The organism is Bacteroidales bacterium (assembly GCA_029210725.1).
Lineage (GTDB): Bacteria > Bacteroidota > Bacteroidia > Bacteroidales.
In genome coordinates, this window is record JARGFM010000030.1 from 23,567 (window position 1) to 39,895 (window position 16,329).

11 protein-coding genes are annotated in these 16,329 nt (G+C 46.4%); 6 read left to right on the forward strand and 5 right to left on the reverse strand.

Annotated features, from left to right (window positions below):
- Positions 1 to 22 precede the first annotated feature (22 nt).
- The 5 genes from P1P86_13895 to P1P86_13915 all read right to left on the reverse strand — a co-directional run bounded on the left by P1P86_13895 (position 23) and on the right by P1P86_13915 (position 7,677).
- The gene (locus tag P1P86_13895; GenBank protein ID MDF1576276.1) at positions 23 to 3,808 is read right to left on the reverse strand and encodes a glycoside hydrolase family 2 TIM barrel-domain containing protein; all 3,786 of its coding nucleotides are present in this window, start codon (positions 3,806 to 3,808) and stop codon (positions 23 to 25) included.
- A gap of 163 nt (positions 3,809 to 3,971) precedes the next feature.
- Positions 3,972 to 5,279 carry a deoxyribodipyrimidine photo-lyase gene (locus tag P1P86_13900; GenBank protein MDF1576277.1) on the reverse strand — a complete coding sequence of 436 codons (1,308 nt, stop codon included), beginning with the start codon at positions 5,277 to 5,279 and terminating at the stop codon, positions 3,972 to 3,974.
- A complete protein-coding gene (locus P1P86_13905; protein MDF1576278.1) occupies positions 5,276 to 5,740 on the reverse strand; it encodes an SRPBCC family protein in 465 nt (154 codons plus the stop codon). Before P1P86_13905 ends, P1P86_13900 begins: the two co-directional genes overlap by 4 nt.
- Positions 5,741 to 5,743: 3 nt before the next feature.
- Entirely contained in the window at positions 5,744 to 7,177 is a 1,434-nt protein-coding gene (locus tag P1P86_13910; protein ID MDF1576279.1) for an SDR family oxidoreductase, read from the reverse strand.
- A 5-nt stretch (positions 7,178 to 7,182) separates the two neighbouring features.
- Entirely contained in the window at positions 7,183 to 7,677 is a 495-nt protein-coding gene (locus P1P86_13915) for a hypothetical protein (protein ID MDF1576280.1), read from the reverse strand.
- Between the two features lie 433 nt (positions 7,678 to 8,110).
- On the opposite strand from P1P86_13915, the gene P1P86_13920 reads away from it, so the two are divergent.
- The 6 genes from P1P86_13920 to P1P86_13945 all read left to right on the forward strand — a co-directional run bounded on the left by P1P86_13920 (position 8,111) and on the right by P1P86_13945 (position 15,871).
- Complete coding sequence (locus P1P86_13920) at positions 8,111 to 9,205, forward strand: alpha/beta hydrolase (GenBank protein MDF1576281.1); 1,095 nt, start codon at positions 8,111 to 8,113, stop codon at positions 9,203 to 9,205.
- A gap of 24 nt (positions 9,206 to 9,229) precedes the next feature.
- A complete protein-coding gene (locus tag P1P86_13925; GenBank protein ID MDF1576282.1) occupies positions 9,230 to 10,354 on the forward strand; it encodes a helix-turn-helix domain-containing protein in 1,125 nt (374 codons plus the stop codon).
- A gap of 191 nt (positions 10,355 to 10,545) precedes the next feature.
- Positions 10,546 to 11,391 (forward strand): CPBP family intramembrane metalloprotease, encoded by an 846-nt coding sequence (locus P1P86_13930; protein ID MDF1576283.1) that lies wholly within the window; start codon positions 10,546 to 10,548, stop codon positions 11,389 to 11,391.
- A 69-nt stretch (positions 11,392 to 11,460) separates the two neighbouring features.
- Positions 11,461 to 12,198: a hypothetical protein gene (locus P1P86_13935; protein MDF1576284.1), complete on the forward strand. Its 738-nt coding sequence runs from the start codon at positions 11,461 to 11,463 to the stop codon at positions 12,196 to 12,198.
- A 272-nt stretch (positions 12,199 to 12,470) separates the two neighbouring features.
- Entirely contained in the window at positions 12,471 to 13,442 is a 972-nt protein-coding gene (locus P1P86_13940) for a hypothetical protein (protein MDF1576285.1), read from the forward strand.
- Complete coding sequence (locus tag P1P86_13945; GenBank protein MDF1576286.1) at positions 13,439 to 15,871, forward strand: ABC transporter permease; 2,433 nt, start codon at positions 13,439 to 13,441, stop codon at positions 15,869 to 15,871. Before P1P86_13940 ends, P1P86_13945 begins: the two co-directional genes overlap by 4 nt.
- The last annotated feature ends 458 nt before the right edge of the window (positions 15,872 to 16,329 follow it).

Below are 16,329 nucleotides of genomic sequence, written 5' to 3' on the forward strand. Positions count from 1 at the left end.
CTGATTCTCCCCGCTTAGTCCGCTAAAAGGGTGTGATGGTCAGTTTATAGCTTCTCTCCACTGGTTTTAGCCTGTAATTTTCCAGTTGCCTGACAGCCGTCCCGCCCACTCCGGAAACAGCATAATCCACATTCAGAATGGTATTTGGTGCCTCTTTCAGCTGATAGGTATATACCGCCCTGGACAGGTTATCCGTGGTATATTTATGTAAGCTGAAATTCAGTAATCCATCTCCTTCGATTCGCAGGCCTTTCCCATCTTCATTTTGCACTTTCAACCATCTTACATCGGTCCGGTTGCCATAATCCTGAGGGATAATATAAGGCTCATACATATTATCGGCATCCGAGCGGTAAACCCCGACTTTGGCACCGGTTTTCCGGTCGGGATAAGTTTCGAACGGGCCACGTCCGTACCATTCAACCTGATTAAATTCTTTCGGCAGCACAAACTGCAATCCCTCTTTTGGCAACATCTCAGGCATCACCCCGTGTGGGGTAACTTCCTGCTCAAGCTCTATTGTTCCGTTAGCCAGGAAGGTCCAGGTCTCATTGCGTTCGAAAGCAGAAAACCGGCTCCCCCATCCTGAGGTCACGGGCAGAGAGGAAATGGACCATGCCTTGATTCTGACAGACAGCTCAGAGTCTGTATGTTTCACCACCTTTATCTCATCTACTTCCATCTTCAAATCACGCATCCCCAGGGTGCGAAGCTGATTATCTATCGAACGGCCATATCCCTCAGTGACATTGCTGCTGTAAAATTTATAAGATCCCCAGGGATCCACATCATTGGCGGTAGGTGCACGCCAGACCATAAATTCGGGACCTCTTTCCAGATATTCCTTTCCTTTAAAAGACAGGGAAGTCAGCTGACCTGTACTTTTCTCCAGGGTGTAACTGAAGTCAGCTCCTTCCAGGACCATTTCTGTATCACTTTCTGTAAGCTTGATCTGCCCCGGCGGTGTGACTTCCCCGGCTACCTTTTCTGAAGGCAGTACAAATTGTTCCCAGGCAATCTCATGTCCGGCATCGGCCCAGTCCGAATCCTCCTTTAATCTTAATGATAGCAAAAGGATTTGTTCCCCGGATTCATGAACCGCCTGATAGGGCACTGTGAAAGTGGCTGAGCGCTGGGCGGGCAGATCCATATTCAGAGCTCCCTCCTGAACCACTTCTCCGTCCACCTGCAGCACCCAGCTACCGGCCAGTTCGTTCAGATTCTTAAAATGATGGAAGTTGCTTATTTTCACCAGCCCTTCTTCAGCATCCTGCAGTTCGAACCAGACCGGCTGACCCGACTTCTTCATCTGCTTGATCTCCGGCTGGATTTTACGGTCGGGCCAGATAACTCCATAGCTTCTTCCCCCCAAACCGACGGCATAAAAATCTCCCTCTTTGGTATCCGTCTCAAAATCAAGCGCCAATACGGCATCCTTCGTGTTCGATCTCAATTGATCAAGTGTAACGGCGTGGCCGAATACTTTCACATCGTCGATCACCATGCCGGACATCCGGCCCGACCATTCTCCCTGATCCTGAGTATCCGCTTCTCTTCCAATACAGAGGGGGAAGGGGGTTGAAGTAATATTCCCGGAATATGCGGTCTCAGCGGCCAACTCACCGTCCAGAAAGAGCTTTACGCTTTGCCCGTCATAAATGCCGGCTATATAATGCCAGCTATCGTAAAAGCCGGAAGGAACAGGGGCCTTTGCAGATATTCGCTGCGGGCCTCTCTGGTATCCACGGGTGCCTGTGCCATTCACATAAAACTCCAGTGTATCCGGGTCTTCCATCTGAACTCCATACTGGTATTTGCCTTTCGATATAAATACGTTGGCTTGCGGGATCTCACGGGGCTTTACCCAAAAACCGACGGAGAGTTGATTGCCAGTGATATCCAAAGAGGGATCCCGGTAAAATTCCACCCAATCATCATGCCCCGATAACTCCAGACCACGCCCATCCTTACCCTCAGTAAATACGGGGCGGCCCATGATCTGGCCCTCATTGTGGCGGGGCGACAAATCAGGCAGGATCCAGCGGGGCGTAGTGATACCCGGGCTTACATAGTCCCAGATAGCCCCGCCAATTAAGCGGGGAAATGCACGTATCAGTTCCCAGTATTCATCCATGCCTCCCAATCCGTTTCCTGTAGCAGCAATATACTCATCCATGAACGAGGCCCGTTGATCGCCTTCAGGCAAGGCTTTCCCCAGAGCCAGGTTTCGAAGGTTCAGGGGAATCCAGTATCGCGGACCTACTATATCTTCAAAGGGAATGTAAAACTGATTCCCACCGTACATCCAGGCCGGACGGCTTGGATCGATACTTTTTCCCGTTTCGATCACCTCCCTGATATTGTACCCGCTGCCCGATTCGTTCCCTGCACTCCAGACAATCACAGAAGGGTGGTTGCGGTCCCGGTAAACCAGCTTCCTGCTCCGGTCCTTATACATCTCGGTCCATGCAGGATCCTCTGAAAGCTGCGTATTGTTGTGTGCTTCATCTCCCACCTCATCGAAAATATACATCCCCAGCTCGTCAGCCATATCAAGATACTCCGGTGAAGGGGGATAGTGACTGGTGCGTACCGCATTGATATTGTGTTGCTTCATAATCAGAAGATCCTTCCGCAGGGTTTCCGGGGGAACCGCCTGACCATGGTCCGGATCATGCATGTGGCTGTTAATGCCGTTTAACTTTACCGGGACTCCGTTGACCGTCAGGATCTGATTGTTGTATTCTACCTCGCGGAAACCGATCTTCGCCGTAAATGCTTCCATCGTCTCCCCGTTTTCACCTTTCAGCTGTATTAGCAGGCTATAAAGATTCGGAAACTCGGCGGACCAAAGCTTCGGATTCACCACCAGGACGGATAGTTTCACCTTTTCCAGCGAATCAGAAGCAATTTCCAAATTTCCAGATTGCAAGCGTTGATTCAGAATGGAGTGATTATTTTCATCCATAAGATCAATTTCCACCGAAACTATTGCCTCTTCGGCGCTTTTGTTCTGAATATCGGTTTCGATAAGCAGGGTGGCATCTTTATAGCTTTCATCCAGATCGGTCACCACATAAAAATCGTGAATATAGGTCCCGGGCTGCGCATATAACTTCACATCTCGGTATATTCCCGACAGGCGCCACATGTCCTGGTTCTCCAGATAAGAACCATCCGAATAGCGCAGCACCTCAACCGACAGATCGTTTTTACCAATCTTTACAAAAGGAGTAATATTGAACCCGGCCGGTTCAAAACCTCCCTGGTTATATCCGGCCCTCTTACCGTTTACCCAGATGTAGGACGCCGATTTAATGCCTTCAAAGCGAAGAAAAATCTCTTTATTCTTCCAGCTTCCGGGAATGGTAAAGGATCTTTTATAACAACCTGCCGGATTGAAGTAATCCGGAATATGAGGAGGATCGTTTTCAAAGGTGTTCTTTACATTCCGGAATTTCGGGTAGCCGTAACCTTCCATCTGCCAGTTGGAGGGGACATTTATTTCGTCCCAGTCATTCACCTTGTAACGGGGTTCCCAGAATCCATCCGGGACCTCTTCAGGGGTTTCGACCCACTTAAATTTCCACGGTCCGTTCAGCAACTGATAGTTGCCACAGGCTGCCGGATTGTTCTCCAGGGCTGATTCTATATAGGCAAAGGGCACATGAAATGCATGTGGGGCATTTTGCCCTTTCTCAAAAATTGCAGGATCTTCCCAGTCCGTTGAAAGAAATTCAATTTCCTGAGAAAAGCACAGACTTGCTGACAATAGCAGGAGAAGTGACAAATAATTTTTCCGATTCATCGTACTGATTTTTAAAGAGACAATTCCCCATTCTTCGAACATGAGCTTTCTCATGTCCATTTTCAAACTCTCAATTTAGGAAAATTGCCCGGCTTCCTGAAGAAAACACAAGCTCCATTTTCAGCAGGGAGTCCTGTGCATCTTCTTCCTGCTGAATGCTTCCCTAACTTTCCGGTAAATAATTCTCGATGCCTTTCCTGTAGGCTTCAAGGGCCCGCTCCCTGGCAAAGCGATGATCGATCATGGGTTCAGGATAAGCGGAGGTCCCGAATTCAGGGATCCACTGCCTGATGTATTCCAGGTCCCTGTCAAACTTTTTCACCTGCTCTGTGGGATTAAAAACACGGAAATAGGGAGCGGCATCGCATCCTGTTCCGGCTGCCCACTGCCAGTTCCCGTTGTTGGAGGAGAGTTCATAGTCCAGTAGTTGCTCTGCAAAATAAGCTTCGCCCAAACGCCAGTCTGTTAATAAGTGTTTGCAAAGGAATCCGGCTGTCACCATGCGCACCCTGTTATGCATATAACCGGTGGCATTCAACTGGCGCATCCCGGCATCCACCATGGGATATCCGGTTTCCCCCCTGCACCAGCGTTCGAAATCATCCGGATTCGTGTTCCAGGTGATACCGTTATACTTTGGATGGAAATTCTGGCTCACTACCTGAGGGAAATGAAACAGGATCTGCATAAAAAACTCGCGCCAGATCAGTTCTGACAGGAATATCTCATCGGAAGGGCCCAGTGACCCAACGATCTTCCTGATGCTGACGGTTCCGAAGCGAAGATGAGGGGAGAGATAGGTGGTGGCATCAGGCCCGGGAAGATCACGCAAATGCGGATAATCCTTTAAGCGGGAAAGATCATAAGGAAGCACCTTGAGCTGTGAAGGCTTAAATCCCAGGGCTTCCAGGCGGGGAAAGTCTGCGGAGATCCGGAGAAAAGCCCCGGAAGCCTCTCCGGCCGGCGGGAGGAAAGAGCCGCCCCTGAATTTCTCCAACCATTTTCTCTTGTACGGGGTAAAGACCGTATAGGGCTTTCCATCTTTCTTAACAATTTCATGCTCTTCAAAAATGACCTGGTCCTTGAAGCGATGAAAAGGAATACTCCGGCAGGCAAGCAGGTCGCCAATTTCACGATCCCTGCTGTTTGCATAGGGCTCGTAATCTTTATTGGCATACACCGCATGGATATCATAGCTGTCCGACAATTCTTTCCAGACAGCGAGGGGATCCCCCCGGAGGACAGAAAGCGAGCTGTTCCTTTGGGCCAGTTTCTGGTTTATCTGCTGCAACTGGCCATATATAAAAAATACCCTTGGATCATCGACAGCCAGTTCATCGATTATCTGAATGTCAAAGATAAAAACAGGCAACACCGGGTAGCCTGTTTCCAGGGCCCTGATCAATGCGGTATTGTCTTCGAGCCTGAGATCGCGCCTGAACCAGAAAACGCTTACTTTTCCTTTGATCATGGCCGGCCAAATATTTTCTCCAGGGCCTGCTCCCTGTAACGAAATATCCCCTCCAGCTGCTTCCGGACAAATACCCGGTGAGCCAGATCTCCCAAAGGCCCCAAAGGCAGGCGGTAGGTAAGCAGATCCGTCATCAGGGTGCCCTGATCCGTTGGGCGCAGGCTATGCTCATGATGCCAGAGGGCATAGGGCCCCGCCCGCTGCTCGTCCACAAAATAAAAGGGCTCCCGGACCTGGGTAATTTCTGTTAACCAGTCCATAGCGATACCCGCAAAGGGCCGGATCTTATAGGAGATCATCAGACCGGGATAAATCTTATCGGGCAGACCGGGAGTATGAATCTCAAAGCCCATATAATCCGGAGTAATTTCCTTCAAATTTGAAGGCGAAGAAAGGAAATCCCAGGCTTCATCCGGGGAGGCAGCCAGCTCCAGTTCTTCATGTATCTGGTAGATTGCCATCTGTCAATGATACTTTTCTGTTTGTCCAATTCGTTTGATCATACCCCGGAAAATAAAGGCATGAAAGGGCAGGACCGAATACCAGTAGAGGCGTCCCCACAGGCCCAGGGGCCTGAAAGTGGCGGTCTGGTAAAGTGTCTTCTCACTGATCCGGAATTCCAGCCATGCTTCGCCGGGAAGTTTCATTTCGGCATACAACAAGAGACGCTTCTCCTTCCGGCTTGCCAGCAGTACACGCCAGAAGTCCAGCGAGTCCCCGGCCGATATTTCGCTCTTGCTTTTTCTGCCCCGCCGCAATCCAACCCCGCCGGCAAGTTTATCCATAAAGCCTCTGACCGACCATAAGCAGTTGGCATAATACCAGCCCTGCTTCCCCCCAATGGCCCAGATCCGGTCCAGGACCAGGTTTTCATCTCCAAGCGCAAGCTTCCTGCGATCTGTAAAACATCCGTGTGTGGGAACCTGTACCAGGTCGGCGATCCCTTTTTCAAGGGTATGGGAAGAAAGCGCATCGGTCCAGCTGGAAACAATCTCCTGCTGGGCGATCCTGTCAAAGGCCAGTTCCACGGCCTCCTGATAGGTCAAAAGTTCTATATGCAGCAGGTCCTTCAGCTTGTTTTCCTCGCAAACCACCTCCACCTTCATGCTGTTAACCAGGTTCACTGCCAGCCGGTAGGAAGTGGACGTAATGAAATAGAGCCAGTAGGAAGATAATTTAGGGGTCATCACCGGAACCACCCAGATGGTCCGCCTCAACTTCCGGATCCGGGCAAATTGGAGTAGCATTTCCCGGTAAGTAAGAATATCCGGACCCCCGATATCAAAACTTCTGTCAAAGGTTTCAGGTCTCAATAACACCTCGGTAAGGAACTGAACCACATTGCGAATGGCAATGGGCTGGGCCCTGGTATTCAGCCAGCGGGGAGTCACCATCACAGGCAGCTTTTCCACCAGGTCGCGGATGATCTCGAATGAGGCGCTTCCCGAACCAACAATAATTCCTGCCCGCAGAGTGGTCAGATGGTACTTGCCCTCAGCCAGAATAAGTTCCACGGCCTTTCTGGAAGAAAGATGCCTCGAAAGCTTTTCCTCATTGATGATTCCGCTCAGGTATACCACCTGACGAAGCTTTGTACGATCCAAACGATTTCTGAAATTCTCGGCAGAGATTTTTTCCAGACTTTCAAAATCACTGATCGTAGTCGACATGGAATGAATGAGATAATAGGCCACCTCAATATCCTCCGGAATATCCTCCAGAGAATCCTCCTCCAGGAAATTTGCCTCAACAACACTTACCTTCGCGCTGTCATATCCTGAAATATCAAAACGGTCCTTATCACGAACACAACATACCACCTGATGTCCCTGGGAAACAAGGACAGGAAGCAGTCTTTTGCCAATATATCCGGTGGCTCCGGTCAGTAAGATCTTCAAGCTTCCTAAAATTGAAAGGTGAGGGCAAGTCCCCAGGCGTCCTGCATGGGCGAAAATGAGAGCTGCTGCAAAAAATCGGCCCTTTGGCTTCGCAAAAGTCCGTACATAACCAGGTCAAAAACCACTAAGAAAGAGCCCTGCAGGATCACCGAATTTCCATAACCCCGCAGTCTTAATTCATTCTTAGGATATTTGGTGGCCAGGTGTTTCAGAAAAAATCCCGTAGTCATATAACCCACATCCAGGGCCCCGTTGATCAGGTAAAGCCTCTGGGTCTTGAATTGCTTCTCCAGCAATTCCTCCCCGGACAGCAGCATATAATCAGCTGTGAGCTGGCTGTAAAGAGCTAATCCTGCAATGGACAGATTCACAGTATTCCAGAAAAGATTCATCTGATGAAAATAGAGCCGCTGCCCGCTTTGCTGACTCCAGCCAAAGGCCCCAACGGAAATATTGGCCAGGGCCCAACTTCCGAGCACTGTCATTCCGATATTATTCATCCTAAGGCTTTTACCGTAATATTCCACATGACTTTCCTGACCGTGGAGAGTCACAGACAGAAAGAAAAACAGGAGGATTAAGCCTATTAAGATACGCTGATTATGATTCACTTCTTATATATACAATTTACCAGGAAACTTGTTCAGATTGATGGTGCATGCTACAGCCGGGATATCAGCAATCAGGGTTTCCACTTCGCTATTTGATAATTTCTTAATGGAAGATATTCCCCCAAAGACTTTAAAAGGACCAGGACCCTGCTCCCTGTCATCCTGGCACATACTTCCTTGCAAATATGTCACTTGAATGACCAGGCCCGATCAGCATCCAATTACCTGAAAAAAATGGCAGGCTGCAATCGGTGTAATAAAAGTATATTTAAGCGCTGAACTTAAGAATAAATCTTTGCAGTTGTTGTCTAAAGAAAGCTATATGAAAATCTTTACACCCGTATTGTTCGCCTATTTATTATTGGGGACTAACTGTAATTCATCCCGAAACAATGATAAGTTTATCGATCAAGAACTGATGATTGAGGTTCCTTCCTCCCAATTGTATATCCGGGTGCGGGGAAATCCTGAAAAACCCCTGATTCTGAATTTACACGGCGGTCCGGGGGGTTATTCCGGGATTGATATAAAACTGATGGGGCCGGGATTGGAAGGCGAATTCCTGATTGCTTATCTGGATCAGCGGGGATGCGGGAAATCTTTGGGTTGCCAAGATAACTCCATGCTAACGGTAGAACAGTATGTGGAAGATCTGGATATAGTCATAGATAGCCTTCAAAATCGTTATCATAAACAACAGGTCGGTTTGATGGGAACTTCGTGGGGGGGTATGTATGGGTTTTTATACCTGTTAAAAGACCAGCAAAAAATTTATGCCTACGCCTGCATCGACGGAAAGGTGAACAGCAACTACCAGAACCATTCCCTTATTGAATTAGAAATGAAGAAAGCCAATGAAATGATGCAGGCCGACATTTCTGAAAAACAGAAAAATGAGCTGGAAAAAATCTTAAAGGAACTGGTACGCATTAAAAACAGCAATTTCGAAGAATTTCATGCCGATGTAAACTGGATGAAACATGTTGTTCCGCCAAAACTCGGTTTTAACGCCTATTTTGCAGATACGGCCAATATGATCTCATTCCATGATGTCATGCAGGACTCTGCCCTGCTTCAGCTCATGCGTTATACCCCTGAAGAATATTCTCAAATAGGAGAAAAAGCAGAAATAGTGAATACCGCATTCCGAAATACACCTTCCTACAATAATATGAATATCGAGCCTGAACTGAAGAATATAACAACCCCCACACTGGTAATTCAGGGAGATCAGGATTACGTGGTTGGAACCGGACATGCTGAACTAATCTACCGGGCACTTACGGGCTTATCCCCGGAAAAAAAGGAAATACACATTTTGCCAAATACGGGACATTGCCCGGCCATTGAAAGTCCCGGAATGCTGTCTGAAATTTTACTTGCATTTTTCAAAAAGGAAGCTAAATTCAAGGCTTGATTTAATTCACATCAAGGATGGAGTATGGAGGTAATTCTCATCAGCGGTATTTTCATGTCATTTTTCATTGTCGTTTTACTCCTGACAAAGAAACAAAAAGCCTTAACTGACAAAATACTGGCGGTCTGGCTTGCTGTGATCGGTATTCATCTTCTGGGTTATTATTCGAACCAGCTGGGATACTGGGAAAAATATCCACATTTAATAGGGCTTACCGCTCCTGTTCCCCTGTTTCACGGACCCTTCCTGTACTTATACTGTCTTTACGCATTCAGAGGCGCCCGCAGGATCCGGGTATTGGATTATCTGCATTTTGTGCCCGGGGCTGCTGCCTATCTGTATATGATGAAATTCTTTCTGTTCTATTCGCCCCGGGAAAAATTGATGGTAGATCAAGGAGTCATAAACGATTACGGGAGCTTCGCCATTGTTTTGCTGATTGCCATATTGATTTCCGGACTGGGTTATTCCATTCTCTCTCACCGGCTTACGACCAGGTATACACACAAAATTGATAATTACTTTTCCTATAACGAAGGGATCAGTCTCCGTTGGCTGCGTTACTGTATAGTAGGCATAGGACTGGTATTCCTGTCAGCAATTATCGTCTATCTGCTGCGCGATGCTTTTGACATTCCTTTTTCATTCAATCCGGAGTATATCATCTATACGATCCTGATTATCTTCATCTTCTACCTGGGATATTATGGCATTAAACACGAAAACATCTTTATTAGTCAGCCCCAAACGGCCACTTCGGGAATGGAAGAACAGCAGCCGGGCGAAAAATACAAGAACTCGGGCATGACCAGCGAGCTTGCCGTTGAACTGTATGGAAAACTCGTGAAAATCATGGAACACGAGAAACCCTATCTCGAACCAAAATTAAGTCTGTCAAAACTCGCCGAACAAATCGGAGTTTCTCCCAATCATCTTTCTCAGGTAATCAACCAGGAGGCAAAAGCTAATTTTCACGATTTTGTGAATAGTTATCGTGTGGAAGAGTTTCTGCAAAGAGCCGAAGATAACAGGCATTTTAGCTTTCTGGCCCTGGAATCCGGATTTAATTCCAAATCATCCTTCAATTATATATTCAAAAAGCAAAAAGGGCAGTCTCCTTCCCGATACTTATCGAAAAAGGAACCATAAGCATAAGATTTCAAGGGATATTTTCTTCTTATCCCATCTCCAGAAATTTCATTAAACCCTAATTATCAGGCACTAAGGAGTGCAAATCTACAGGATTGGCCCTGTTCATGGTTCAAACCTGTAAGATTGGGCGATTGCCCTGCTGATTTGATATTCTTTTGCAAGAGAAATGTTTCTCATAATTAAAAATCATGAAAACGTTGGAGCAAGACAATCAAATTATCAAAAAGTACCAGAGACCTTTCACTTTCTATTTCCTGTGTACAGCCATTCCCTGGTCTTTATGGTTCTTAAGTGGTTATTTAAGTCACCGTGAACCTTTTACAAAGACAATCGAATGGGCTACCGGAATAACAAGTATTACGGGATTACTCGCACCCGCGGTCATAGCACTCCTTTTTATGTTCTCTCGTAAGGAACTCCGGACTGACTTCTTAGGGCGTATTTTCAATTTTAAAAAGATAAAACCTGAATACCTTCTGATCACCTGCTTCCTGATGCTCATCAGCATTCTTTCTGCTCAGGCCATTTCGCTGATATTCGGTTATCCCCTGGAGCAGTTTTCATTCAGAGGTTCCTTTACCTTTTCGTCCTCCCTTTTCCCTGTTTGGTTTTTACTATTGGCTGCACCGGTTCTTGAAGAACTGGCCTGGCACTCCTACGGAACGGACAGCCTTGTTTCGCGTTTCAACCTGTTCACTGCTTCATTGATATTTGCCATATTCTGGGGACTTTGGCACCTGCCCTTATCCACCATTAATGGATATTATCACAGCAACCTGGTAGAATCAGGGATGATTTATTCCATTAATTTTCTGGTCAGCATGATCCCCTTTGTCATTATCATGAACTGGATATACTATAAAACCCGGCGAAATATTCTGCTGACCATCGTATTTCATATTACTGCCGTGTTCTTTAATGAAATTTTCCTGACCCACCCCATGAGCAAAGTGATTCAGACCGGCTTGCTGCTATTCGTATCTGTGTATCTGATTGTGAAAGACAAAGAACTATTTTTTAAGCGAATCGAATAATTCTTATCAAATCCCCTTGCCATGATATTCACAAAAAAAACCTTACTGATGCTTACATTGCCCTGTTTGATGAGCTGCACGAAACTGGATCCCCTGTTCGACAGCGCCATCCCCTATGAGAACCGCACCTACAATGCAGAAACCATCGCGGACCTGCCTGCGCCCGTCCGGCGCTATTTCAGCTATGCCCTGGTCGACGGACAGAAGTATATCAACTACCTCCGCCTGAAGCATTCCGGAACCTTCAAAACAGACAGGGACAAAAAATGGATGGATATTGAGGGGGAGCAATACTTCATTGCCAATCCCCCGGGCTTTCTCTGGATCGGGAAAACCAGCTCTTTCAAAGCCAAAGACAGTTATGTGGAGGGCGAAGGCAATTTGTCGGTATACCTTTTCGGACTGGTGAGAATCTTGAAAGAAGAAGGGGAAAAGGTCAACCAGGCTGAACTCCTGCGCTGGCTGGGAGAAAGTGTCTGGATGCCCACCAATTTCCTGCCCGACGAGCGTAAAACATGGTCGTCCTTGGACGATCATTCCGCCATGCTTACCTTCACCTATGAGGGCCTTACGGTCTATTACATCATAACTTTCGACGACGAAGGGCGCATTGTCAGCCTGGAAACGGAGCGGTATATGGGAGACAGGCTGGTACGCTGGAAGGGGGAGGTCAGCAACTATGTATGTCGGGACGGAATGATGGTGCCGGCCGACATCGAAGCCAGCTGGATGCTGGAGGATGGCAAATATCCCTATGCCCGTTTTCACGTGGAAGAATTTGAATACGACCATCCGGAAAAGTATTAAACCGCTAAATGGAAAAAACCATGTTCAGACCATTCCGCTTAACCGCCATATGTTCCCTGTTCGCATGCTGCAGCCTGGCATATGCAACTTCGAAACGAAACAGCCACAAAGCTGAATATTCTATGAAGATTGTGTGCAGGAAAAGCAAGCCCGGTTCCTTTTGTCAGTTACAAAATTGAGTTCTGATCGTCCATAAGTAGAGTGAAAACCATCAGGGGACTTCTGTGGCTCATTCCATTATCAACAATTACTGACCATTATTGAATACAAACATGAAAAAATCGATCATAAGCCTGCTATTAATAGTGCTAATAACAGCCTGCAAAAGCTCCTATCAGGGGGAGCTGCTGTTTATCGAGCCTGGCGAAGGCGATTCGTTCCGGTATCCCTATTTTCTGTTCATCCCGGATCAAGTTCCGGCCGGACAAAAGAGTTTTGTCATTGTGGAACCCAATAATTCAGGATTTGCAGACGATGACCTTCAAAAACATATTGAAAAGGCTGAAAGAATTGCAAGCCTGGATTTCTATCCGGGAAATTATGTGGCTCAAAACCTGAAATACCCGCTTCTGGTACCCGTCTTTCCACGCCAGAAATCTCAGTGGAAGATATATACCCATGCCCTGGACAGAGATGTGATTATTCAAAAAGACAAGCCGCTGGAACGATTAGATGAACAGCTCCTGGGAATGTTTAAAAATGCCCGCCACAAATTGAAGGCTATTCACATTGAAACAGAGGAGCGTTTTCTTATGACCGGATTCTCGGCTTCAGGAACCTTCGCAAACAGATTTACTCTCCTTCATCCTGATAAGGTTTTTGCGGTAGCCGGGGGAGGACTCAATGGCCTGTTGATGCTTCCTGTGGATACTTTGTTGGGAAAGGAAATCAGTTACCCTCTGGGCACCCATGATTTTTTTGACCTGACAGGAAAGGAATTTCAGAAGGAGCTGTTTCTTCAAACTCCCCAGTTCTATTATATGGGCGAGCTGGATGATAATGATGCGGTTCCTTACGATGATGCCTTCGATCAGGATGAAAGGGAATTGATCTACGAATTGCTGGGCAGGGAGATGCTGCCCCACCGGTGGAATCGCTGTGAGCTCATCTATATGCATGAAGGGGTCAATGCCCGGATCAGGACTTATGAAAACACGGGGCATGAGATTCCGGAGAATGTGAAACAGGAAATAGTCGAATTCTTCCAAAGGAACATCCAGGAAGGAATAAACATGCACCAATGACCAAATCAACTACCATGTTCAGAAAAAACCTTCAGATTGCATTTCATATAATGATCAGGCAAAAAGGCTACTCGCTGATCAACATTTTTGGCCTGGCGGTGGGCCTCGCCAGTTGCATTTTCATCCTGTTATGGATACAGGACGAACTGTCCTTTGATAAATTCCATGAAAAAGCAGACAGGATCTGCCTGGTAGGTTTGGATGCAAAGCTTGGAAACCAGGAGTTTAAAGGAGGGGCCAGTCCGCCTCCCATGGCCGATGCTCTCAGGGAGGGATTTACAGGGATTGAAAGTGCTGCCAGGCTGTATAAAACTCCCGACAGGCTTGTTAAATATGAAAACAGGATTTTTACCGAAGACAACTTCTATTATACAGATTCCACATTTTTCCATATTTTCTCCTTTCCTCTGCTTCAAGGTGATCCTGAATCGGCCCTCGATGAGCCCTATTCTGTAGTGATTACCCGGGAAATGAAAGAAAAGTATTTCGGAGACAGGGAAGCGCTGGGTGAGGTGCTCCGGATCGGCGGCAGCCAGGATTACCAAATAACCGGCATTTGTGAGAATGTATCCCGGCAGTCTCATTTCCGCTTTGATTTTCTCACTCCGTTTTCTTCTTTAACAGAGACCGACCATTTTAACTGGGGGAGCAATTTTGTCGGAACCTACGTTTTGCTTCATGAAAAATCATCTGCGGAAGAAATAAACAGACAGTTCCCAAAACTTCTGGAAAAGCATTTTGGGCCCATTATTCAAGCAGCAATGAATATAAGTCTCCAGGAATTTTATGAGGCGGGCAACAGGTATTCCTATTTTCTGGAACCCCTGGTGGATATTCATTTGCGTTCAAGCATGACCATGAAACCTGAAGGAAGTTCAGATATTATTTATGTTTATGTGCTATCTCTCATCGCTTTATTCATATTGATCATCGCCTGCATCAATTTTATAAATTTAAGCACTGCACGCTCCGCCTTGCGGGCAAAGGAAGTAGGGATTAAAAAAGTGCTGGGCTCCGGGCGCCGGCAGTTAATTTCCCAGTTTCTGGTCGAATCAGTGATTCTCTGCTTCATCTCTATGCTTGTTGCGATTCTTCTGGTTGAATTACTGCTGCCCTCCTTCAACCAGCTGACAGAGAAAAATCTTGATCTGGGATTACTGTCAAATCCGCTGATTCTTCCTGCATTAATATTGCTTAGTCTGTTTACCGGTTTTGCAGCGGGCAGTTATGCGGCTTTCTTTCAATCGTCGGTGGATATTATTTCTGTCCTGAAGGGGGCATTTTCCCATAAGATGAGATCGGGACTGATCAGAAACCTGCTGGTTTTTTTCCAGTTTTCCATTTCTATTGCCCTGATTATCTGCACTCTTACTGTTATTAACCAGATTCGGTTTGTTCAGAATATGGATACGGGATTCGATAAAGAGCAGATTATTGTAATCGAGCGATTTGACGTCCTGGGATCACAACAACTGGTATACAAAGAGGAGGCTCTCCGATATTCTGAAATTCTCGCAGCCAGTATCACAGAAAACGTGCCTGGAGGTGATTTTTCCGGGAACGGTATCCTGGTTGACGGAAGCAAGTCGACGGATATTCATATACTTAATAGATTCTATGCGGATTACGACCTTCCGGAAACCCTGGGCATATCCATGGCTGAAGGAAGATTCTTCTCCAAAGAGAATGCTACTGATTCAACAGCCATCATTGTAAATCAGGAAGCGGTCAGGTCCATGGACCTGGCCGATCCCCTCAACAAGTATCTTTTAGAACCATCGGTTCATGAAGTAAAAAAACCGGTCATAGGTATCGTGAAGGACTTTAATTTCCAATCTGCACATAAGCCCATTCAACCCATGGCGATAGAACTACGCGAAAATTCTGACCCGGGGCAGTTTCTTGTATTGCGCATCCAGGCTGAAAACAAGCAGGAAATTATTTCCCGCCTGAGCATCCTGTGGGACAAACTGTCGACCGATCAACCCTTTGAATACTTTTTTCTGGATGAAGAATTTGACAGGGCTTACCGGCAGGAAACAAAGCTCAGATCCGTGTATCTTATCTTTTCAATACTTGCCATTCTTATTGCATGCCTTGGCCTATACGGACTGGCATCATTTACCACTGAAAGAAAAACCAAAAACATAGGCATACGCAAAGCCATGGGGGCTTCAACCAAAGGGATCATTGCCCGGCTAAGCCTTGAATTCAATAAATGGGTCCTGATCTCCAATTTAATTGCCTGGCCTGCTGCCTATTTCCTGATGAAGAACTGGCTGGAGAATTTTGCCTTCCGGATTTCGCTTGGCTTGTGGCCCTTCCTGCTGGCAGCCCTCTTTGCGTTAATGATTGCTTCACTGACTGTTCTGTACCAGGCCTACAGGGCCTCCCTGAAAAATCCGATTGAAAGCCTGAGATTTGAATAAAACGTGAATCCTCAAAATCCAAAATAAAACCCCCGACATGAACCGGGGCCATAATTACTTTGTTGTCTGTCCCCAGCTCATGGATTTTCAAGGCATAATTTCAAACATCCCCTCATAATGTGTGAATGATACAACTTATAACTGTATTTGTGTAACACATACCCGGAAATATGAACTTAACTTTCTGGTCATGTAAAGTATTACAGATACAGCCTTGAAAAACAAACAACCTGTATGGAATGCCTTGAATCTTATCGCCACTTTGGCAGGGACTGATTAGTTATGAATTGGTTAGTATCACCTCAACTTTTGTCAGATATTTATTTACTAAAGTTTCGCAGTTCTCTTAAATGTTGAAAACTAACAAGATATAGAAGAAAAAGGCTATAGTTTAATTTTGCGTTGTTGATTTGATCAATTCTTCATACCCTTGAGCAATCAGCTTGTACCTGTTGCGT